Raw genomic sequence first — 18,841 nt, 5'->3', positions numbered from 1 at the left:
CATCGCTCGGAAAGAGCGCCGCACAGATTATTATTCGGTGGCACGTTGAGAACGGTCTGATAGTGATATCGAAATCGGTGAACGAAGAACCGTATCTCCGAGAACTTCGACGTGTTCGATTTTGCGCTGGATGCCGACGACATGTCCCGCCTTGAAAAGCTGGACTCAGCTGAAGGACGTAACGGACCGAACCCGTTGACGACGGCCTTTTAACCGTCGAAGCCTCAGGGAGGGAGTGCATGGGGAAGAGCAAACTCACAGACAGCGGGCCGCGTCCAGTTTCCACCGCCTTGTCCGAGACCCCGAAGGCAGAAGCGGACTTCAACGCCGAACTCCATGCGAGGCCCTCGATCTATTTTTCGGGTCCTGCCTTCGTTGAGCACGCCGCCTTCATGCCAATGCAGGACCATGGGCGAACGATTGAGGGCTTCCACGACAGCGTCTGGGCGAATGGCGACGTTTCCGTTCGCGTGGAACGTCACACCGAATTCGTCACGGTAACACGGCTCAGGAAGCTGGACAGCGCCCCCTCTGTTTGGCCCAGTTCCGATCTGAGCGAACATGACCTTGCTCGCCTTGCTGGCTTGGACACTGCCCCACTCGTTTGCCGGATCGGACTCGTGGTGGCTTCCGAGGCTCCCGTTGAACTTGGACCGAGCCTGGCTGCATACGGGTTTGGCGACACGGCCGCTTCGTTTATCGGTGGCGGTTCAGCTCAGATTTGTTCGGATTTCCGCGTAAGGTCCGATCGGTCGAGCCGCATTCTCCTCTTCAACAAGGACCTCAACGCACATCGATTGGGACGCATGGTCCGCCGTCTGCTGGAGATCGAGACCTACCGGGCGATGGCGCTTCTTGGGCTGCCGGAGGCGCGCAGACTCGCACCGATGCTCGCTGGGTTCGACGGCAAGCTCGTCCGCCTGACAAACCGGAACCTTGCAACCCCGGTTGCCGAACACAGGCAGCTCCTGGACGAGATCACGGCCCTCTCCTCGGAGATCATTTCGGCGACAGCAGAGACGCGAAACCGCTTCGGCGCTACGTCGGCATATTCAAAGATTGTCGAGGAACGTATCGCACTGCTCCGGGAGACCCATGTCCCCGGCTTTCAGCGGTTTGGCACCTTTGTTGTCAGGCGTTTTCGTCCGGCGGTCCGAACCTGTGAAGCGACAGCATTGCGTCTGGAGCAGCTGTCCAGCGCGACCGTTCACCTGATTGACCTCCTGCAGACCCGCATTCAGGTCGAAATCGAGTACCAGAACGCCACTCAGATTCAGGCAATGGCAGACCGAGCTGCGACGCAGGTCAAGATACAGCGCGCTGTGGAGGGCTTCTCCATCATCGCGATCAGCTACTATCTGCTCGGGATGCTCAAGGTGACGTTCGAAACGTTAGATCACGCGGGTGTCCACGTGAGCCCTCTTGTAATGCTGGTATCAGTCCCGATCGTCATCGGGACGGTCTGCATGGCGGTCTTGCGGGTAAAGCACGCCCTAAAGAGCGACGCCTGATGGCTCACGCCGAGAATCCTATAGAATGCGGCGTTTAATGATCCCCTTTCAGCCTGAGGCCAATGTTGACCTCGCGAGTGCCTGTTTCCATATTGTTGATGTTAAAAGCCGGCCCCGTAGGTGCCCGATTCTTGAGCCACGCTGTCTGACCTGCCACTGAAGTTCATCAGCCGGCCGCTTCGCGCCCTCATTTCCCAGGGAGGCGCTGAGATCATTCAATATCGTTGATGTTATCCATAAGCTCTATTCGTTTGAATGATGGGTTCCCGGCGCCCATATTAACAGCGTGGACATGGACGAACCTCCCATCGACGACCATGCCCCGACCCAGGAAAGGAACTGGATATGACCACGCTCACCTATCGGGGTGGTGGCAAGACCCTCACCTCCGGCGAAGGCCGCTTCGATCTGGGCCACTACGCCCATAAGCTGATGCTTGCCTGGACGCGCTGGCGGACCGCCCGCGAACTCGAAGCCATGCCCTTTGACGTCCGCAAGGATATCGGCTGGCCGAGCACTGAAGACAGCAAACACCGGACCATATAATGAATGCGACATTCCTCCTGAGATGAGGGCGGCGTCTGCCTCACGCAACGCCGCCTTTTTTCTGCCCGCTGTTCCGGTCCTCGCCCGTCTTCAGCCGTGAATCTCAGTCGCCTATAAGTCTGTTTTCTTCACCGACCCGCGATTTGCCCGGTCAAATCCCGGTCAATGTCGCATATTTGCTCTTCTCGGCCGCATTTATCCATGCCACTGTCGCTTTCAGGACATCCGCGCGACGCATTCCGCGCGACCAATATGTCATCGTCCCTCGAGCATGGATTTCGCTATGAACAGGATGCAGATCAAGAAGCGCTCACTGGTCTTCTTTATGGTACCGCAATTCACCATGCTGCCCTTCTCGGCGGCCGTGGACACCTTGCGCATCGCCAACCGCATGCTCGGCTATCAGGCCTATACCTGGCGGCTGGCTTCGGTCGATGGAGAGAAGGTCTATTCTTCCTGCGGCATCGGTATCGAGGCGAATTCCTCGCTCGCTGAGGAGCGCCGCCATCTCGGCGGCGAGAACCGGCCCGGCATGGTGCTCGTCTGTTCCGGCATCGACATCGAAGAATTCAACAACAAGTCGGTCAATGCCTGGCTGCGGGAATGCTACAATCGTGGCGTCGCCGTCGGCAGCCTCTGTACGGGCGCGCATGTGCTGGCTCAGGCGGGTCTCCTGAACGGCAAGCGCTGTGCCATCCACTGGGAGAACCTGCCTGGCTTTTCCGAAGCCTTTCCGCAGGCCGAGGTCTATGCCGATCTCTACGAGGTAGACGGCAACCTCTATACCTGCGCCGGCGGCACCGCCTCGCTCGACATGATGCTGAACCTCATCGGTGAGGATTTCGGCGAAAGCCTCGTCAACCGCATCTGCGAACAGCACCTGACCGACCGCGTGCGCAACCCGCATGACCGCCAGCGCCTGCCGCTGCGCGCCCGCCTCGGCGTTCAGAACGCCAAGGTTCTGTCGATCATCGAACTGATGGAAGGCAATCTCGCCGAGCCGCTGTCGCTGATCGAGATTGCCGATGGCGCCGGCCTCTCCCGTCGCCAGATCGAGCGGCTGTTCCGCCAGGAGATGGGCCGTTCTCCGGCCCGCTACTATCTGGAAATCCGCCTCGACCGCGCCAGGCACCTGCTGGTGCAGTCCTCGATGCCTGTCGTGGAGGTCGCCGTCGCCTGCGGCTTCGTCTCGGCCTCGCATTTCTCGAAGTGTTATCGCGAACTCTACCACCGCTCGCCGCAGCAGGAGCGCGCCGAGCGCAAGATGACCATGGCAACGGCAAGACAGCCGGTCGCGGCTTGAGACGCAGCATCGCATCCTATGCCCGGCCTTGTGCAAAGCATATGCTACCGCTCGCCGGCGAGAGGACGTGTTATTCGACAGCGGCCAAGTAACGAAGCCGGCGCGGCATACCCTCTCCTCCCCTCGGGAGAAGAGGGGATCGAAACGTCACTCCGTTACCGGGTACTAAAACGAGCAATAGCCGGATGAGTGGCAGGTGCGGCGACTGACAACACCGGCAGCCGGAAGCAGCCCTACTGCGCCGCCTCCTCCGTCATCTTGGCGTCGGAATAGACCTGGTTGCGGCCGCGGTGCTTGGCCATGTAGAGGAACTGGTCGGCGGCGTTGAGATAATTCTCGAAGGTTTCATAGCTGCCGATTTCGGCGATTCCGATCGAGACGGTGACGCCGAGTTCCTCGTCGTCGGCCGTTACCTTCAGCCGCGAAATATCCGACCGTATCTCGTCGCAGAGCTTGGTGGCGGCGGTTGAATCCATCTGCGGGAAGAGGATCGCGAACTCCTCGCCGCCAAGGCGCGAGAGCAGGTTGTCGCTGCCCTCGAAGATCGTGAAAAGCCTGTTCGCAACCGCCTTCAGCACCTTGTCGCCGATCTCGTGGCCGTATGTGTCGTTCAGCCGCTTGAAATGGTCGATATCGAGAATGGCAACCGAGCTCGGCACTTTCAGCCGCAGGCACTCGTTCACCAGCTTCGGGCCATTGTCGTAGAAATAGCGGCGGTTATAGAGGCCGGTCAGATAGTCGCAGGCTGCGGCCGCCCTCAGCTGGCGCATCTGCGCCAGTGTTTCGGCATTGTTGGCGATGCGGCATTGCAGCTCTTCGGCAACAAAAGGCCGGTAGAGGAAATCGCTGGCGCCGGCCTTGAGGAAGCTCGCGGACAACATGCGGTCGTTGGAGGAGGAAACGCCGATGACGCGCAGCCGGTCCGAACCGAAGCGGTGGCGGATGCGCCGCGTCAGCTCGTAGCCGCTCATGTCGGGCATATGATGGTCGGTGACGACGAGTTCGATATCGCTATAAGCCTCAAGCGCAGCCAGCGCCTCCAGCCCGGAACTCGCTTCTACGACAAGATATTGCTGCGCCTTCAGGAGATCGACGAGTACCTGGCGTGCCGAGACGACATCGTCGACAACGAGCACCCGCGTCTTGCGGTTTGAGATCGCGCGGCGGACGGTGGCGACAAGATTGTCGAGCGCGAACTCGTTATCCTTCAACACATAATCGATGACATTGCGCTCCATGATCCTGTTGCGCGTGTTGAGATCGAATGTCGCAGTGAAGACAATCGCAGGGATATCATGTTCGATCGTACAGTCGAGCGCCTCGCCATAGGGCGAATCCGGCAGGTTGAGATCGACGACGGCCATGGTGTAGCCGTGACCGTCGTCGGCGAGCTCCCTGCGAAGCGCCTTCAGCGATGGACAGGACTTGACGGCAAGGCCGAGTTCCGTCTGGAACCGGTGGCAGAGCACGGCGGAAAACATCCGGGAATCTTCAACCAGAAGTATCTTGAGGCCGCTTGAGCGCAGACCGAGACCATCCCGCTGAAAATCCCCCTGAAAAGCCACAGTTGCTACTCCCCCATGCGCCTTGCGGGCTCGACTCGGCCCTCCCCCCGGCGCGGGGGACGATAGCCGAGAGGCCCGTCTACGTGAAGAGGACAAAGAGCGCGATTACCTGTAATTGCAAAAATTCGGCGGCCGGCGCCAACTGTTGGCCCCAGCTTCCTCGCGACCCGGATTCTGGGAGAATCGTCAGGCAACCGCCCGCTCCTTGCGCATGGACTGGATCTGCAGCAGCGTATCGAGATTCTGGTTGACGCGGCAATAGAACTCCTCGTCGATGAAGGGGCGCAGCATGAAATCATTCCCGCCGGCCTTCAGGAACCGCGCCGAAAGCAACCGGTTCGAGGAAGAGGAAACACCGATGATGCGCAGCTCATGCGAGCCTATATTGGCGCGAATCCGCCGCGTCAGTTCGAAGCCATCAATGTCAGGCATGTTGTAGTCGGTGATCATCAGGCCGATGTCGCGGTTGGCCTTCAGGATTTCCAGCGCCTTGTTGCCGCTCTCGGCGACGCTGACACGGAAATTATAGCGCTTCAGCCGGCTCGACAGCAGGGCGCGCGCCGTCGCGCTGTCGTCGACGATCAGCACATGATGGCGATGATTGGTCAGGAACCGGCAGATCGACTCCGCCAGAAGATCGACGGCGAAGATATTGTCCTTGAGGATATAGTCGACAATGTCCTTGGCCATCAGCTTGTCGCGCATGCTATCGTGGAAGGTGCCGGTGAAGACGATGGTGGGAATGGAAAGATCGACCAGATATTCAAGCGCTTCGCCGTTTTCGGCACCGGGCAGATTGATGTTCGAGATCGCCAGCGTGATCGGATCGGACGATTTGTCGTAAGAAAATTGCAGGTCCTCGAAGTTGCGGCAGATCTCGACATCTATGTCGAACAACTCCTTGAGGCGTTTGCTGATCATCGAGGTGAATACGTTTGAATCTTCCGCGACAATAATACGCGCGCCGGCAAACATCTCTCCGGAATATTGCATTCCCGAAATACCTAAAAACGCCATTGGTAAGCCTTCAATAAAAAATCTATCCCCAGCTCAAACTGATACATCAATTGATTTGAGTAATTATTAATCAGCGCCGGGGATAGGAAACGAAGAAGCCGCTAGGCGGAACTGCTTCCGATTTCTTGCCGATATGATTAAGAAATCAGACGAGAAGCGCCGCATTCTCACCATCCGCTTTCGCCGACAACCGCTGGCAGAGTTCCTTCGGTAAGATTATAAAAGAGCCATCGGCCGCCCTAGCAACAAAGGTCCGCCATGATCGGGTCCGATAGCGTGATCGAATGGCTTCTCGATTCCGACCCGGCGATCCGCTGGCAGGTGATGCGCGACCTCATGGACGCCCCGGAACCGGAATGGATGGCCGAGCGGGCCAAAGTGGAGACCGAAGGCTGGGGGGCGAAGCTCCTCTCCTTTCAGGACGAAGACGGACAATGGGCCGGTGGCGCCTTTTTGCCCACTGGTTTCGATCCGCATGAATGGCGCGAGCACGGCCAGCCCTGGACGGCCACGACATTTTCGCTGTCACAGTTGCGAGAGTTCGGCCTCGACCCTTCATCGGAGCGCGCCAGACGCACCGTCGCAGCGATCGGCACCAGCGCCCGCTGGGAAGAAGGCGGCCAAGCCTATTGGGAGGGGGAGGTCGAGGAATGCATCAATGGCCGAACCGTTTCAGACGGCGCCTATTTCGGCGTCGACGTCTCCCCCATCGTCGAGAGGCTCACCGGCGAGCGCCTCGATGATGGCGGCTGGAACTGCGAAAGAGCCCGCGGCTCCCTTCGCTCCTCCTTCGCCAGCACGATCAACGTGCTGGAAGGCCTGCTGGAATTTGAAAGAACGACCGGCGGCACGCCTCGCTCCCGCGAGGCGCGCAGCACGGGCGAGGAATTCCTGCTCGAACGCAATCTCTTCCGCCGCCTCGGCACCGGTGAACCGGCAGACGGACGCTTCCTGCACTTCCTCCACCCCAACCGCTGGCGCTACGACATCTTGCGCGCGCTCGATTATTTCAGGTCAAGTGCCATCCTGACCGACGCCGATCGCGATCCGCGCCTCTGCGAGGCGATCGACCATCTCCGCTCCAGGCGCATGGAAGACGGCCGATGGCCGCTCGACTGGAGCCTGCCGGGGCGCGTCTGGTTCGAAATCGACGAGGGGCAAGGCCAGCCTTCGCGCTGGATCACGCTGCGGGCGATGCGGGTGCTCAGGTGGTGGGATACTCAGGCATCAATCACAACCTGACGGCAGACCGAGCGAACGCAGGAAATGCGCCTCGATCATGCACGGACTGCGTCTCGCCGATGCCTGGCTGGCGAGATGATGAGCCGACTGCATGAAGATAGCCGGCGGCGCAGGCCACCAAGGCCGCCAGACCGCCGCGCCAATCCTCTTGCCTCTGCCCCTCGACCGTTGCAACGATGCCGTCGAGCCGCTCGACGAAGCGCGCGCAGCGCATCAGAACATCGGTCTTTGAGGAAAAGTGCAGGTAGAAGGTGCCCTTGGCCACGCCTGCCCCGGGTCGTGATTTCCTCGATGGTGGTCTGATCCACGCCTTTGGCAGGAAAGACGTCCGGGCGGGCTTATGTGACTTTAGGCGCAGCAGCGGCTTTCCGCCGACGGGCCGCAGCAGGCAGCCGCCTTCCTGTTCTCCTCCGCCAGCCAGCGGTCGCGCGGCTTGCAGCTTGCGGGGCGCGGCGAAAGCGCAACAAGGACAGCCCCGCCACGCGAGACCGGCATCCCCGCACAATAAAGCTGCATCGGCCGGACGCCGTCGCTGACTTCGAAAGTGAGCTTGGCGTTGCTGTCCAACTCCACATGCTCCGTCACCTTGCGGATGATCGCATGAAATTTGCCGGCCGGCATGTGCGTGCGCTCGCCCTCGTCGATATCCCAGAGCTGGATGAAGATCTCAGTCCAATCTTCCGGATTGGCGCCGCAATCAAGCGCAGAGAATCGGCCCGCCTTAACCTCGGTGATATGGTAGCCCGGCTTCACCGGCTGGCCGTCGTAATAGAAAACCAGTGGCGCGTCCTTGTCGCCGGCGAGCACATTGAGCAGCAGGCGGAGATTGATCTCCTCCGCCTGAACTTTTGAGTTGTCGATAGCGTTCATTTGCGCTAATCCTCGTTTCAACTATTCAAGGATTATTGAAATATGGATCGACGTCAAGCCCTCGCCGCATTCGGCGCGCTATCGCAGGAAACGCGCCTTCACATCATCCGCATGCTCGTCGTTTCGGGTCCTGACGGAATGGCGGCAGGCTCCATTGCCCAACAAGCGGAGGTTTCCCCATCCAACGTCTCCTTCCATCTAAAGGAGCTGGAAAGAGCCGGGCTGATCACTCAGCAGCGCGAATCCCGCTCGATCATCTACACCGCCAGTTACGAAGCGCTCGGTGACCTGATCCGCTTCCTGATGGAGGATTGCTGCGGGGGGAACGCCGAGATCTGCGCGCCCGCCGCCGCTATTGCCGTATGCTGTACACCTGCAACCAAGGAGGAACTGCAATGACCACAGATCGCGTATACAATGTGCTCTTTCTCTGCACTGCCAATTCTTCCCGCTCTATCCTCGCTGAGTCCATCCTGGAGGCCGAGGGCAAAGGTCGGTTCAAGGCTTATTCAGCCGGCAGCCAGCCGAAAGGCGAGGTCAATCCGCTGGCGCTGAAAGAGCTGCAGGCATTGGGTTACCCCGCGACCGGCTTCCGATCGAAGAGCTGGGACGAGTTCGCAAAGCCCGACGCACCGGAGATGGACTTCATCTTCACCGTCTGCGACACCGCCCATGGCGAAGCCTGCCCTGTCTGGATCGGCCATCCGATGACCGCCCATTGGGGCGTCGAAGATCCGGCCGCCGTCGAGGGCAGCGAGGTCGAGAAAGGCCGCGCCTTCGCACAGGCCGCCCGTTTCCTGAAAAACCGGATCGTGGCCTTCCTCAGCCTGCCGCTCGCCTCGGTCGACAAGCTGGCGCTGGAGCAGCACCTGCGCCAGATCGGCGCCATGGAAGGCACGACCGCAAAACCCGCAGGGGCTGGCTGATGGCTTCCTACGATCTAACGCGCCGCCTCGTTGCAGAGGCGCTCGGCACCGCGATGCTGGTCGCCACCGTGGTCGGCTCGGGCATCATGGCGGCATCGCTGACCGAGGACGTCGGGCTTGCCCTGCTCGGCAACACACTCGCGACCGGCGCGATCCTGGTCGTGCTGATCACCGTGCTGGGGCCGATTTCCGGCGCCCATTTCAACCCGGCCGTCTCATTGATCTTCGCGATGTCGGGCTCGCTGCGGAGACGCGACCTCGGCTTCTATGTGCTGGCACAGGTTGCCGGCGGTGTGGCCGGAACGATCTGCGCTCATCTGATGTTCAACCTCCCGGTCCTGGAACTGTCGAGCAAAGTCCGCACTGGCGGCGCGCAATGGTTTTCCGAGGGTATCGCCACCTTCGGCCTCGTCGCGGTCATTCTCGCCGGCATCCGCTTCGAGCAGAAGGCCGTCCCTTGGCTGGTCGCGCTCTATATTACCGCCGCCTACTGGTTCACCGCATCGACCTCGTTTGCCAATCCGGCGGTGGCCTTCGCCCGCTCCCTCACCGACACTTTCTCCGGCATCCGCCCGATCGACCTTCCGGGGTTCTGGCTTGCCGAAATCGCTGGCGCGGTCGCAGCCCTCCTCCTCTTCAACTGGCTGTTGCAGACAGCCGAGACATCGTCAACCCTATCATCCGAGGCCAAGCTATGAACGTCACCATCTATCACAATCCCGCTTGCGGCACCTCGCGCAACACGCTGGCGATGATCCGCAATGCCGGTATCGAGCCCGATATCATCGAATACGTCAACACGCCGCCGTCGCGCGCAGAGCTGGTCAAGATGATCGCCGATGCCGGCCTAACCGTGCGTCAGGCCCTGCGTGAGAAGGACACGCCCTATGCCGAACTCGGCCTCGGCAATCCAGATTTGAGCGACGACCAGTTGCTCGACGCCATGCTCGCCCAGCCGATCCTGATCAACCGGCCCTTCGTCATCACCCCGCTCGGCACGCGCCTGTCGCGCCCCTCCGAGCTGGTCCTGGAAATCCTGCCGGAGACGCACAAGGGCGCTTTCACCAAGGAAGACGGCGAGAAGGTGCTCGATGCCGAAGGCAAACGCATTGTCTGACCTGCCAGCGACTTCGCCGGCGCATCTGCGCCAGCCAGATCTGGCGGCCCTGCGACCGCCCTTCTCCACCCATAAGCCGCGCATCCTCATCCTTTACGGCTCGCTGAGGACCGTATCCTACAGCCGTCTGCTTGCGCATGAGGCATCACGGCTGCTCGAGCACTTCGGCTGCGAGGTGCGGATCTTTGATCCCGAAGGCCTTCCGCTTCCCGACGGAGCGCCGGTCGCCCATCCGAAGGTGCAGGAATTGCGCGAGCTCTCCGCCTGGTCGGAAGGCCAGGTCTGGGTCAGCCCCGAGCGACACGGCGCAATGAGCGGCATAATGAAAGCGCAGATCGACTGGATACCGCTATCGGTGGGTTCAGTCCGGCCGACGCAGGGCAAGACGCTTGCCGTCATGCAGGTGTCCGGCGGTTCGCAGTCGTTCAATGCTGTGAACCAGATGCGCATCCTCGGCCGGTGGATGCGGATGATCACCATTCCCAACCAGTCGTCGGTGGCAAAGGCTTTCCAGGAGTTCGACAGCGATGGGCGCATGAAGCCTTCGTCCTTTTACGACCGTGTGGTAGACGTCTGCGAGGAACTGGTGAAATTCACATGGCTGACGCGCGATGCCTCGGCCTATCTCACCGATCGCTACAGCGAGCGCAGGGAAGAAGCCGCAAAGCTTGAACGACGCGTAGGCCTGAAATCCATATGACGTCCGCCGCCTCCGAACGGCCGCCCGTTGCCGCCATCCTCGCGCTCGGCCTGACGCAGGTCATTGGCTACGGCACCCTCTATTACAGCTTCAGTATCCTCGCGCCCGACATGGCGCGCGGGCTCGATTGGTCGGCTGAATGGATCTTCGGCGCGCTGTCGGCGGCGCTGCTGATCGGCGGTCTGGCGGCACCCGCCATGGGCAAATGGATCGATCATTTCGGCGCTGGCCGGGTCATGACCTTAGGCTCGGCCATCGCGACAGCCGCGCTTGCCGCCTGCGCCCTCGCTCCCGGCAAGATCGCTTTCGTCATAGCCCTGATCGCCATCGAAACGGCATCGAACCTGGTGCAATATGGCGCGGCCTTCGCCCTGCTGGTTCAGGTAAGGCCGCAGGTGGCCCAGCGCAGCATCACCTATCTCACGCTGATCGGCGGTTTCGCCTCGACCATCTTCTGGCCGATCACCACGGCGCTGCATGCCCACTTCTCCTGGCAGAGCGTCTACCTCATCTTCGCCGCGATCAACCTGCTCGTCTGCCTTCCGATTCATGCCTGGCTGGCGCGCAGTACGGGCCATAGCGGCACGGGCGAGAAGAGCAGCGCGACGAGGCGCATCGAACCCAGCCTTCCCGCCACGGCGCGCACCCCGGCTTTCATCCTAATGGTCACCGGCTTTGCGCTGGAAAGCTTCGTCAACGCTGCGCTTCTGGTCCATATGGTGCCTATCATGTCGGCGCTTGGACTTGGCGCCACGGCCGTCATCGTCGGCACGCTTTTCGGACCTTCGCAGGTGCTGAGCCGCTTCATCAACATGGTCTTCGGCGGCAGCTTGCCGCAGCTCGTGCTCGCCGTCATTTCGGCCGTGCTCCTGCCGGCGGCCCTTGTCATTCTCCTCCTCACCGCGCCGTCGATTCCCGGTGCAATGGTTTTCGCTTTGGTCTTCGGCCTCGGCTCCGGCCTCAGTAGCATCGTGCAGGGAACGCTGCCCTTGGAGCTCTTCGGAAGCGAGGGCTATGGCCAGCGGCAGGGAAAAGTGACGTCGGTCCGCCTCGCCGTCTCTTCGACGGCGCCGTTCGCGCTGGCCTTCCTGATGGGCAATATCGGCGTATCCTTGTCGCTGTCGATCACGGCCGCGCTCGGTGCCGCAGCCGTGGCGGCATTCCTCGCCGTCCGGCCGCTGATGCGGATGCCGGTGCCGGTGCAAACGGCGCTGGCGCGGGGAGAACCTTAGCCGGGGGCGGGCCGCAGCCTTACTTGACGACGGCAGAGCCCTTGACGATGTCGATCGTCTCGCCGCCATCGAGGCCGATCCGATCGCCATCTGGCGTCGTCATGAAGCAGCCGGAGGAGCAGAGACTTTCGGAAGCGCCGGCATCGACCACGACTTCGATGCGCTGTCCGCCCTCTGTGATGACGAGCACCACGGCTGCAGGATCGGTGTTTGTGACGGACGCCGCACTGACCGCCGACGCGGCAAGCAGCGGGACAAGCAGAACGGCGGCAAATTTTGCCATCATGTGCGGCGGCGCTAGCGCGCCCTCCCCTCGAAAAACCGGTGCTGCCCTCGGCAGCGATCCCGATGGAAGGGATCATGCACATACACCTGTGAATGATGGCTGAATGAGGCGTTCAGCTCTCCGCCGCCCGACCTCGCAGCTGCCGCACCGGCCGCTCGTCTTCCTCCTCCGGTCTGTTCCGGGAATTTTCGTGGTCGTCCACATGCTCCTTGACCGCATGGGGAAGGACCGGGGCAGCCTCACGATGGATCGTAAGGTCGCTCTGCGGCAGCGGGATCTCGATGCCTTCTGCCTTGAAGCGCTTGAGGATCTCGATCCTGAGATTGTTGCGCACCGTCATGCTGTCGCCCATGTCGGCGAGGAAGAAGCGCAGTTCGAAATCCAGCGAATAGGGGCCGAAACGCAGGAATTCGACATGCGGCTCGGGATTGCGCATGACAAGCTGCACCTTGGCTGTCAGCTCCAGCAGGATGTCCATCACCTTCTGCGGATCGGCGTCGTAGCTGACGGAGACCGGGATTTCCGAGCGGCCGATCTTGTTGCGATGCGTCCAGTTGCCGACGAGGCCGTTGATCAGCTCCGAATTCGGCACGATGATCGACTGCTTGCGGAAGGTCTCGATCTCGGTGGCGCGTACCGAGATGCGCTTGACGATGCCTTCGGCCGTGCCCGAGACGACATGGTCTCCGACCTTGAACGGCCGCTCGACGAGCAGGATCAGGCCCGAGACGAAGTTGGAGACGATGTTCTGCAGGCCGAAACCGATCCCGACCGATAGCGCCGAGGCGACGAGCGCGAAGCTCGACAGATCGATACCGGCCGCCGAAACGCCGATGATCGCGGCAATGCCGACGCCGAGATAGCCGATGCCCGTCTTGACCGAATTGCGTACGCCGAGATCGACATGGCTTCGCGCCATCACATTGCCGTCGAGCCAGCGCTGCAGCCAGCGCGTCAATAGGTAAACGCCGGCAAAGAGCAGGATGCCGGTGCAGATGCCGAGCAGCGAGATGCTGATGCCGCCGAGCTTGACCTCTGTAAACAGCCGGAAGGCGATAAGCTGCAGGTCCTGCACATGGAAACCCCAGAGCAGCAGGATCAGCGGGATGCCGACGAACAGCGCTACCGCATAGATGGCGAGGCCGACGAGCAGGCCGACCTGATCAATCGCCACCGGGCCGAGGTTGAAGCGCCGCGTCAGGAAGCGGGCGAAGAAGGTGTCACCGAAGCTTTCCTGCCGCGAGATCGCCTTGCCGGAGAGCAGGCCGACATACATGGTGGCGACAACAGCCCCGGTGATGATGAGCTGCGTGGCGACGAAACGGGCAAGCCCGACGTAACCGGCAAGCGCCGTGACGATCAAGGCGGCGCCGACCACGCGCAGGATGATTGCCATGCCGCGCGGCCAATGTCTGCCCGGCGCGTCGGGATCGCCGTTTCGCGCCAGCATCGGCTTGCTGAACGAGACGGCGATCAGGATGATGCCGATGATCAGCGCAGCAATCAGGCTCCGGACGACGGTCAGTACAAGCGGCGAACCCATCGCCTCGCTGACCGTGCCGAAGAGATAGTCGAGCCCGTTGACGACCGCCATCGCCGAAAGGCAGTAGCCGATCGAGCGGGCGCCGAGATTGGAAAGCTTCACCAGCCGCCAGTGCGGTTCGCGCGGCGCGAAGATGGCGTTGACGAAGCGGCCGACGAAATAGACGAGCCCGATCGTGCCGAACAGCGCGCCGATGACCGGCGCGATGTCGGGTCTCAGCACGTTGAAACTGTTGAGGAAGAAAAAGGAGGTGACGAGCAGCACCGCAAGTGCCAGCGTGCGGATCAAGGTCGACCAGAAGGCGATCGACAGCCGGCCGATATAGGACGGGTTCTCGACCGCCTCGTCGCGGCGCAGATAGGAGCCGAAGAGCCGGTAGCTGCCGGAAAGCAGGATAAGGGCGGAGGCGAGCGACAGAAAGATCGCCGCAAACAGCGGAAACCGCTTGAATTTCCAGACGAAGGAGGCCCAGCTCGCTAAAGCGTGCGAGAATTCGCGGACCTCGTGCACAAAGGCGCTGGCGGCATCGTCGAGCACCGAGACGGAGATTTCCGTACGCCTGAAAAGCGTGTCGGCGAACAGCTGCCGCCGCATCGCGATGATCTCGTTCACGAGTTTTGTCACGGCGATCGACAGGTTTTCGGCGTCGCCGGTCACGGCGTTGATCTGCGCGCGCTCGGCGCCGAGCGCGTTACGCTCGTCCGTGACGATCTGCGCCTCAGGCGGCTGCCCGTCCTTTGGCGGCTCGCCTATCTCGGTCAGCCGGTTCTTGATCTGGTCGAAACGCGGCCTCAGATTCACCGATATGGCGATGACCGCACGGCTGAGCTCGTCTGCCTTAGCCGCAAGCCCGACCAGCGCATCGTCATTGTCGGCATTTTCCTTGACGCTGTCTTGAAGCGAGCCAAGCTGGACCTTCGCCTTGTCAATCTCCTTCGCCGCCTGGGCAGACGGCGTATCGACAAGCGGCGTCTCTCCTGCCGCTGACTGCAACTGCGGTTCCTGCGCGAGGGCTGCTGCGCTCTCGAAATGCGCGCCGGCAAGCGTCAGCGTCACGAGGAGAATGGTGCGAAGCAGGATGGATCTCAGCCGCAAAAAGGCCTCCGGAAAGGTTGTCGTCGAAATTGAATGCTCGCTTTTCATCGCAAAGAAAGGCGACAGAAAGGCGGAAGATGCCTAATGCGCCTTGCACCGAGCTTGTTCCTGCGCTCAGGTCACCTCCCCGAAACCCTTGCGCGCTTTAAGCGAGGCGTTCAGAAGCCGGCGCCGGGCTTCGCGAGATAATCAAGTTCCGCGGCCGTCGATTCCCGCCCGAGCATGGCGTTGCGGTGAGGAAAACGCCCATAGGCGGCGATCACCTCACGGTGGCGAACCGCATAATCCAGATATTCCTCGTCGCCGAGCGCGGTGAAGAGGGCCACCGAACGCTCCTGCTCGTCGAGGCTCTCTGCGTGCTCGAACGGCAGGTAGAAGAAAGTTCGACATGCATGGTCAACGGCCTGGTCTGCGCCGACGCCAAGCGCCAGCTTGGCTTCCCGAAGCGCCAGCCCATCGGTGGCAACGGCAAGCCCCGTGCCGCGATAGATGTTGCGGGGAAATTGGTCCAGCACGATGACGGCCGCCAGCCGGCTCACCGGGTCGGCCCGCCATTCATCGCCGATACCTGCGGCAAGCGCCAGATGCGTATCGCGGAAAACATCGCGGATCTCGATATCGAGCTCCGGCGGCGGACGAAACCAGAGCTCCCGGCCACATCGGACGAACCAGAATTCATAAACCTCCCGAGGTGTGCGGATCGTCTTCATGTCCTGCCTCCCTTAGCGTGAGGTTTGATGATACGAGTTCGGTAAGCCATTGTAGAAGAATACATATTACCGTGCATTCGCGCTCTCATCCGCCTGCCGCCACCTTCTCCAGGCCGCGAGAGGAGATTCGCGGGCGGCACCTCCGCCGGAGGACGGGTCAGGGGCGGCAGCCGGATAAGTGAGCCGCACGGCCTGCTTTCCCCTTTTATTTACTTCCCCTCATGCAACGAAAATACCAGCGTCGCCTTCGTCCCGTCATGCTCAGGATCGTAGGCGAAATCCGATTTCAAGCTGGCGGCCATGGCCGTCAGGATCCGCGTGCCAAGACCGGTTCCTCGCGCCGGACTCGACGGATCGAAGCCAGCGCCATCATCCTCGACAATGACACGCAACGCCTCTTCCGTTTGGTCGACGAAGACGCGAATCTCGCCAGAGACGTTGTCGGGATAGGCATATTTGAAGGCATTGGTGACGAGTTCACTGACGATCAACCCGAGCGTGATCACCTTGTCGGTTGCCAGATTGACCGGTTTTGCGGCGAGTACGATGCGGTGCGGCCGCTTGTCGTCACGCATCGAAGCTTCGAGTTCCGTGAGCAAGCTATCCAGATATTCGTCGACCTGCACCGAGCCGACCTGCCGGTTGGTGTAGAGCCGGCGGTGGACGCTGGCGATGGCGTTGATCCGCATCTGCGTTTCGTGCAGCGCATCGATCGCCACCTGGTCCTGGGTCATCGAGGATTGCATGCGGATCAGTGCGCCGACGAGGCCGAGGCTGTTGGCAATACGGTGATTGACCTCGGCAAGCAGCATTTCCGCGAGATCGCGCTGCTGGCGGATCACCTCCTGCGCGTGCGCTGTCTCGCGACGAAAACGCGCCCGCTCCAACGCCTGTTCGAGGGCGGCGGCGAGCAGATCGAAATAGTCGGCCGAAATTCCCTTCAGCATATAATCGTCGGCACCGGCCTTCAGCGCCGCGACCGCGATACTGGTGTCGTCCGAACCCGTAGCATAGATGACAGGCGGATGATCCGTCATTGCCGTGATGCAAGGCAGGATATCGAGCCCGGTCTCGCCGCTTAGCAGATGATCGAGCACCACGGCATCGATGCCGCCCTCGCCGAGCCGCTCCAGGCCGGCAGCACCATTCTGCGCCCACTCGACCGAAAAACCGCGCCGCGCAAGGTTCTTCTGCATCAGGAGGGCGAGCCCCTCATCATCGTCGATATAGAGGATGTGGATCAGGGCATCCGCATCGCCGCTAGAATTGCTCATTCCATCTCCCGGCGTTCTCTCTAAGCAACGACCGCCCGCAAGCGTCCGAGTCGTCGGCATGGCAATGTCGTATTGCATTGACTGCCTGAGGTAAACAGCGCCTGCCCCTCGCTCTTGTCGCAGGCGGCGCGGAAGCAGGATGTCGGAGAACCGGCATTTCGGAGGCCGTCAAACAGGAGGGAGGTGAAAATGCGAATTAACGGCCCTTCAACGCAGAACCGTCCGATTGGTTCCGGGGCTATGCTAATTACTCTGGAATCTGCGGTGGCCCGAGACTTCGGCGCCCGCCTCCTTCGGCAGTTGCAGGAAGCGCAGCGACGAGACGATGCCAATCGCGCCGACCACGACGAAGGCCCAGCGGAAATCGGCCAGCACGGGATTGTCGGCGCCTCTCAAAGCCGAGGAAATGTTGAGCACGGCAGCAGCCACCGCGACGCCGAGCAGCATCGATACCTGCTGCAGCATGCTCGACAGCGTCGAGGCCGAACTGCGCTGTGCCGGGCCTATATCGGCGAAGGCGAGCGTGTTCAGCGCCGTGAACTCCATCGACCGCGACAGGCCTGCGAGAAAAAGCAGCGCATGCATGAGAAACAGCGGCGTGTCCGGCGTCAGGAAACCGCAGGCGACGATCGAAAACGCCGCGATCAGCCCGTTGATCCCGAGGACGGTGCGAAAGCCGAAGAAGCGCAAGAGCGGCGTCGTCACCGTCTTCATGCTGAGATTGCCGAGGAAATAGACGAGCAGATAGGTGCCGGCGGCAATCGAGCTCAGCCCGAAGCCGAGCTGGAGCAGGAGGGGTAGCAGGAAGGGCGTCGCATTGATCGCCGTCCGGCAGGCCGTGCCCGCCGAGAGCGTCGACATCGAGAAAGTCTGGACGCGGAAGGCCGAGAGATCGAGCAACGGATTGTCGACGGCGAGGAAGTGCCGCGTCGCCATGATGGATAATACGACGCCGGCGGCCAGCATGGATATGACGGGCCAAAGCCCGCCTTCCCATTTGACCGAAAGCTCGAGCGCGGCGAGCAGGAAGGTCAGCCCTGTCGCGCTCAGTACGAAGCCGAGAATGTCCAGCCGGCCGGGATCGGCCTCGCGCTGCTCGGGCACGAAACGCAGCACAAGCCCCATGCCGATGATGCCGATCGGGATGTTGATCAGGAAGTTCCAATGCCAGCTGGCATAGGTGGTGATGAAGCCGCCGAGCACGGGGCCGACCACGGGCGCCGTCAGCGCCGGCCAGGTGATCAGCGCGATTGCCTGAACGAGTTCGGACTTGCGGGCGTTCTTCAGCACGATGATGCGCCCGACCGGCGTCATCAGCGCGCTGCCCGCTCCCTGCAGCGCACGCCACAGCACGAATTCCGTAAGGCTGCCGGAGAGCCCGCAGAAGAGCGAGGCGCCGGTGAAGACGCCGATCGACACCAGGAAGACGCGGCGCGCGCCGAAACGGTCACCAAGCCAGCCCGACAGCGGAATGAAGGCTGCCATCGTCAGCATGTAGATGGTGATGCCTATGCTCATCGACACCGGCTGCACGCCGAAGCTTGCCGCCATCTGCGGCAGCGAGGTGGCGACGATCGTGCCGTCGAGGATCTGCATGAAGAAGGAAACGGCGACGACCAGCGCCACGATCTTCGCCTGCCGGCCACCCGCTGCCTCTTGCCCCTGCTCGCTCGTCTCTGCCGTGGTCATGAACCTGCCAACGAAAATTCCGGATGACGCGGCAGGCAAACGGGAAGGAAGCCAATCGGAGATCTGCCGCGCGAGGGAGCGCGGATATGAACCACGCGTTGGCTGAATACGCCCGTTGCATCGGACCGGAAAGGCTAAATCTTGCACTACCCGGAAATATTCGCGGCTCGCCCCGGCCGGCCAAGAAAAAAGCCCCGCCGAAGCGAGGCCCAAGT

General features: G+C 61.6%; 19 protein-coding genes and 1 pseudogene. 11 read left to right on the top strand and 9 right to left on the bottom strand.

Annotated elements, in window-relative coordinates; genetic code table 11:
- Nucleotides 1–11: 11 nt before the first annotated feature.
- The 4 genes and pseudogenes from GA0061105_RS33190 to GA0061105_RS34045 all read left to right on the top strand — a co-directional run.
- Nucleotides 12–213 (top strand): annotated as a pseudogene (locus GA0061105_RS33190) (aldo/keto reductase); the annotation flags it as partial.
- 26 nt (nucleotides 214–239) lie between these two features.
- The gene (locus tag GA0061105_RS00605) at nucleotides 240–1,511 is read left to right on the top strand and encodes a DUF3422 domain-containing protein (protein ID WP_092747345.1); all 1,272 of its coding nucleotides are present in this window, start codon (nucleotides 240–242) and stop codon (nucleotides 1,509–1,511) included.
- A gap of 345 nt (nucleotides 1,512–1,856) precedes the next feature.
- Entirely contained in the window at nucleotides 1,857–2,057 is a 201-nt protein-coding gene (locus GA0061105_RS00600) for a hypothetical protein (RefSeq protein WP_064691957.1), read from the top strand.
- Between the two features lie 283 nt (nucleotides 2,058–2,340).
- Nucleotides 2,341–3,360, top strand: a complete 1,020-nt coding sequence (locus GA0061105_RS34045; protein ID WP_064691958.1) for a GlxA family transcriptional regulator — start codon at nucleotides 2,341–2,343, stop codon at nucleotides 3,358–3,360.
- 233 nt (nucleotides 3,361–3,593) lie between these two features.
- Here GA0061105_RS34045 and GA0061105_RS00590 read toward each other — a convergent pair whose 3' ends face one another.
- Nucleotides 3,594–4,925: a GGDEF domain-containing response regulator gene (locus tag GA0061105_RS00590; protein ID WP_092747343.1), complete on the bottom strand. Its 1,332-nt coding sequence runs from the start codon at nucleotides 4,923–4,925 to the stop codon at nucleotides 3,594–3,596.
- Nucleotides 4,926–5,111: 186 nt separating this feature from the next.
- A complete protein-coding gene (locus GA0061105_RS00585) occupies nucleotides 5,112–5,942 on the bottom strand; it encodes a response regulator (protein ID WP_064691960.1) in 831 nt (276 codons plus the stop codon).
- Between the two features lie 258 nt (nucleotides 5,943–6,200).
- Between GA0061105_RS00585 and GA0061105_RS00580 the strand changes: the two genes are divergently transcribed.
- Entirely contained in the window at nucleotides 6,201–7,184 is a 984-nt protein-coding gene (locus tag GA0061105_RS00580; RefSeq protein WP_092747341.1) for a squalene cyclase, read from the top strand.
- Here GA0061105_RS00580 and GA0061105_RS00575 read toward each other — a convergent pair.
- Complete coding sequence (locus GA0061105_RS00575) at nucleotides 7,174–7,449, bottom strand: hypothetical protein (protein WP_245304191.1); 276 nt, start codon at nucleotides 7,447–7,449, stop codon at nucleotides 7,174–7,176. The genes GA0061105_RS00580 and GA0061105_RS00575 overlap by 11 nt on opposite strands.
- An 83-nt stretch (nucleotides 7,450–7,532) precedes the next feature.
- Nucleotides 7,533–8,054, bottom strand: a complete 522-nt coding sequence (locus GA0061105_RS00570; RefSeq protein ID WP_092747339.1) for a DUF6428 family protein — start codon at nucleotides 8,052–8,054, stop codon at nucleotides 7,533–7,535.
- Between the two features lie 42 nt (nucleotides 8,055–8,096).
- Between GA0061105_RS00570 and GA0061105_RS00565 the strand changes: the two genes are divergently transcribed.
- Genes GA0061105_RS00565 through arsK form a run of 6 tightly spaced genes read left to right on the top strand, consistent with a single transcriptional unit; the run spans nucleotide 8,097 to nucleotide 12,029 of the window.
- Entirely contained in the window at nucleotides 8,097–8,453 is a 357-nt protein-coding gene (locus GA0061105_RS00565; RefSeq protein ID WP_092747337.1) for an ArsR/SmtB family transcription factor, read from the top strand.
- Nucleotides 8,450–8,980, top strand: coding sequence for an arsenate reductase ArsC (locus tag GA0061105_RS00560; RefSeq protein WP_064691965.1), 531 nt, complete (start codon nucleotides 8,450–8,452; stop codon nucleotides 8,978–8,980). The genes GA0061105_RS00565 and GA0061105_RS00560 overlap by 4 nt, the downstream gene beginning before the upstream one ends.
- On the top strand, nucleotides 8,980–9,678 hold the full coding sequence (locus GA0061105_RS00555) for an MIP/aquaporin family protein (RefSeq protein WP_092747335.1): 699 nt from the start codon (nucleotides 8,980–8,982) through the stop codon (nucleotides 9,676–9,678). Before GA0061105_RS00560 ends, GA0061105_RS00555 begins: the two co-directional genes overlap by 1 nt.
- On the top strand, nucleotides 9,675–10,097 hold the full coding sequence (arsC, locus tag GA0061105_RS00550) for an arsenate reductase (glutaredoxin) (RefSeq protein WP_064691967.1): 423 nt from the start codon (nucleotides 9,675–9,677) through the stop codon (nucleotides 10,095–10,097). Before GA0061105_RS00555 ends, arsC begins: the two co-directional genes overlap by 4 nt.
- Nucleotides 10,072–10,797 carry an arsenical resistance protein ArsH gene (arsH, locus tag GA0061105_RS00545; RefSeq protein ID WP_167358500.1) on the top strand — a complete coding sequence of 242 codons (726 nt, stop codon included), beginning with the start codon at nucleotides 10,072–10,074 and terminating at the stop codon, nucleotides 10,795–10,797. Before arsC ends, arsH begins: the two co-directional genes overlap by 26 nt.
- Nucleotides 10,794–12,029 carry an arsenite efflux MFS transporter ArsK gene (gene arsK / locus GA0061105_RS00540; protein ID WP_092747333.1) on the top strand — a complete coding sequence of 412 codons (1,236 nt, stop codon included), beginning with the start codon at nucleotides 10,794–10,796 and terminating at the stop codon, nucleotides 12,027–12,029. Before arsH ends, arsK begins: the two co-directional genes overlap by 4 nt.
- Before the next feature lie 19 nt (nucleotides 12,030–12,048).
- Here the strand turns inward: arsK and GA0061105_RS00535 are convergent, their stop codons facing one another.
- The 5 genes from GA0061105_RS00535 to GA0061105_RS00515 form a co-directional block, all read right to left on the bottom strand.
- A complete protein-coding gene (locus GA0061105_RS00535) occupies nucleotides 12,049–12,315 on the bottom strand; it encodes a hypothetical protein (RefSeq protein ID WP_064691970.1) in 267 nt (88 codons plus the stop codon).
- A 112-nt stretch (nucleotides 12,316–12,427) separates the two neighbouring features.
- Nucleotides 12,428–14,953: a mechanosensitive ion channel family protein gene (locus GA0061105_RS00530; protein WP_092748247.1), complete on the bottom strand. Its 2,526-nt coding sequence runs from the start codon at nucleotides 14,951–14,953 to the stop codon at nucleotides 12,428–12,430.
- Nucleotides 14,954–15,111: 158 nt separating this feature from the next.
- Entirely contained in the window at nucleotides 15,112–15,663 is a 552-nt protein-coding gene (locus GA0061105_RS00525; protein ID WP_064691971.1) for a DUF924 family protein, read from the bottom strand.
- Nucleotides 15,664–15,872: 209 nt separating this feature from the next.
- Nucleotides 15,873–16,937 (bottom strand): sensor histidine kinase, encoded by a 1,065-nt coding sequence (locus tag GA0061105_RS00520; RefSeq protein ID WP_092747331.1) that lies wholly within the window; start codon nucleotides 16,935–16,937, stop codon nucleotides 15,873–15,875.
- Between the two features lie 243 nt (nucleotides 16,938–17,180).
- Entirely contained in the window at nucleotides 17,181–18,626 is a 1,446-nt protein-coding gene (locus GA0061105_RS00515; protein ID WP_092747329.1) for an MFS transporter, read from the bottom strand.
- Between the last annotated feature and the right edge of the window lie 215 nt (nucleotides 18,627–18,841).

The organism is Rhizobium aethiopicum, from assembly GCF_900094625.1.
Lineage (GTDB): Bacteria > Pseudomonadota > Alphaproteobacteria > Rhizobiales > Rhizobiaceae > Rhizobium > Rhizobium aethiopicum.
Note: the sequence above shows the minus strand (reverse complement) of the source record. Positions and strands in the feature narration are given on the sequence as shown.

Coding starts and splice junctions, on each gene's coding strand:
- GA0061105_RS00515 (WP_092747329.1), bottom strand. CDS start 18,626: ATGACCACGGCAGAGACGAGCGAGCAGGGGCAAGAGGCAGCGGGTGGC.
- arsK (WP_092747333.1), top strand. CDS start 10,794: ATGACGTCCGCCGCCTCCGAACGGCCGCCCGTTGCCGCCATCCTCGCG.
- GA0061105_RS00525 (WP_064691971.1), bottom strand. CDS start 15,663: ATGAAGACGATCCGCACACCTCGGGAGGTTTATGAATTCTGGTTCGTC.
- GA0061105_RS00565 (WP_092747337.1), top strand. CDS start 8,097: ATGGATCGACGTCAAGCCCTCGCCGCATTCGGCGCGCTATCGCAGGAA.
- GA0061105_RS34045 (WP_064691958.1), top strand. CDS start 2,341: ATGAACAGGATGCAGATCAAGAAGCGCTCACTGGTCTTCTTTATGGTA.
- GA0061105_RS00585 (WP_064691960.1), bottom strand. CDS start 5,942: ATGGCGTTTTTAGGTATTTCGGGAATGCAATATTCCGGAGAGATGTTT.
- GA0061105_RS00570 (WP_092747339.1), bottom strand. CDS start 8,054: ATGAACGCTATCGACAACTCAAAAGTTCAGGCGGAGGAGATCAATCTC.
- GA0061105_RS00560 (WP_064691965.1), top strand. CDS start 8,450: ATGACCACAGATCGCGTATACAATGTGCTCTTTCTCTGCACTGCCAAT.
- GA0061105_RS00520 (WP_092747331.1), bottom strand. CDS start 16,937: ATGAGCAATTCTAGCGGCGATGCGGATGCCCTGATCCACATCCTCTAT.
- GA0061105_RS00580 (WP_092747341.1), top strand. CDS start 6,201: ATGATCGGGTCCGATAGCGTGATCGAATGGCTTCTCGATTCCGACCCG.
- GA0061105_RS00605 (WP_092747345.1), top strand. CDS start 240: ATGGGGAAGAGCAAACTCACAGACAGCGGGCCGCGTCCAGTTTCCACC.
- GA0061105_RS00555 (WP_092747335.1), top strand. CDS start 8,980: ATGGCTTCCTACGATCTAACGCGCCGCCTCGTTGCAGAGGCGCTCGGC.
- GA0061105_RS00535 (WP_064691970.1), bottom strand. CDS start 12,315: ATGATGGCAAAATTTGCCGCCGTTCTGCTTGTCCCGCTGCTTGCCGCG.
- arsC (WP_064691967.1), top strand. CDS start 9,675: ATGAACGTCACCATCTATCACAATCCCGCTTGCGGCACCTCGCGCAAC.
- GA0061105_RS00600 (WP_064691957.1), top strand. CDS start 1,857: ATGACCACGCTCACCTATCGGGGTGGTGGCAAGACCCTCACCTCCGGC.
- arsH (WP_167358500.1), top strand. CDS start 10,072: ATGCCGAAGGCAAACGCATTGTCTGACCTGCCAGCGACTTCGCCGGCG.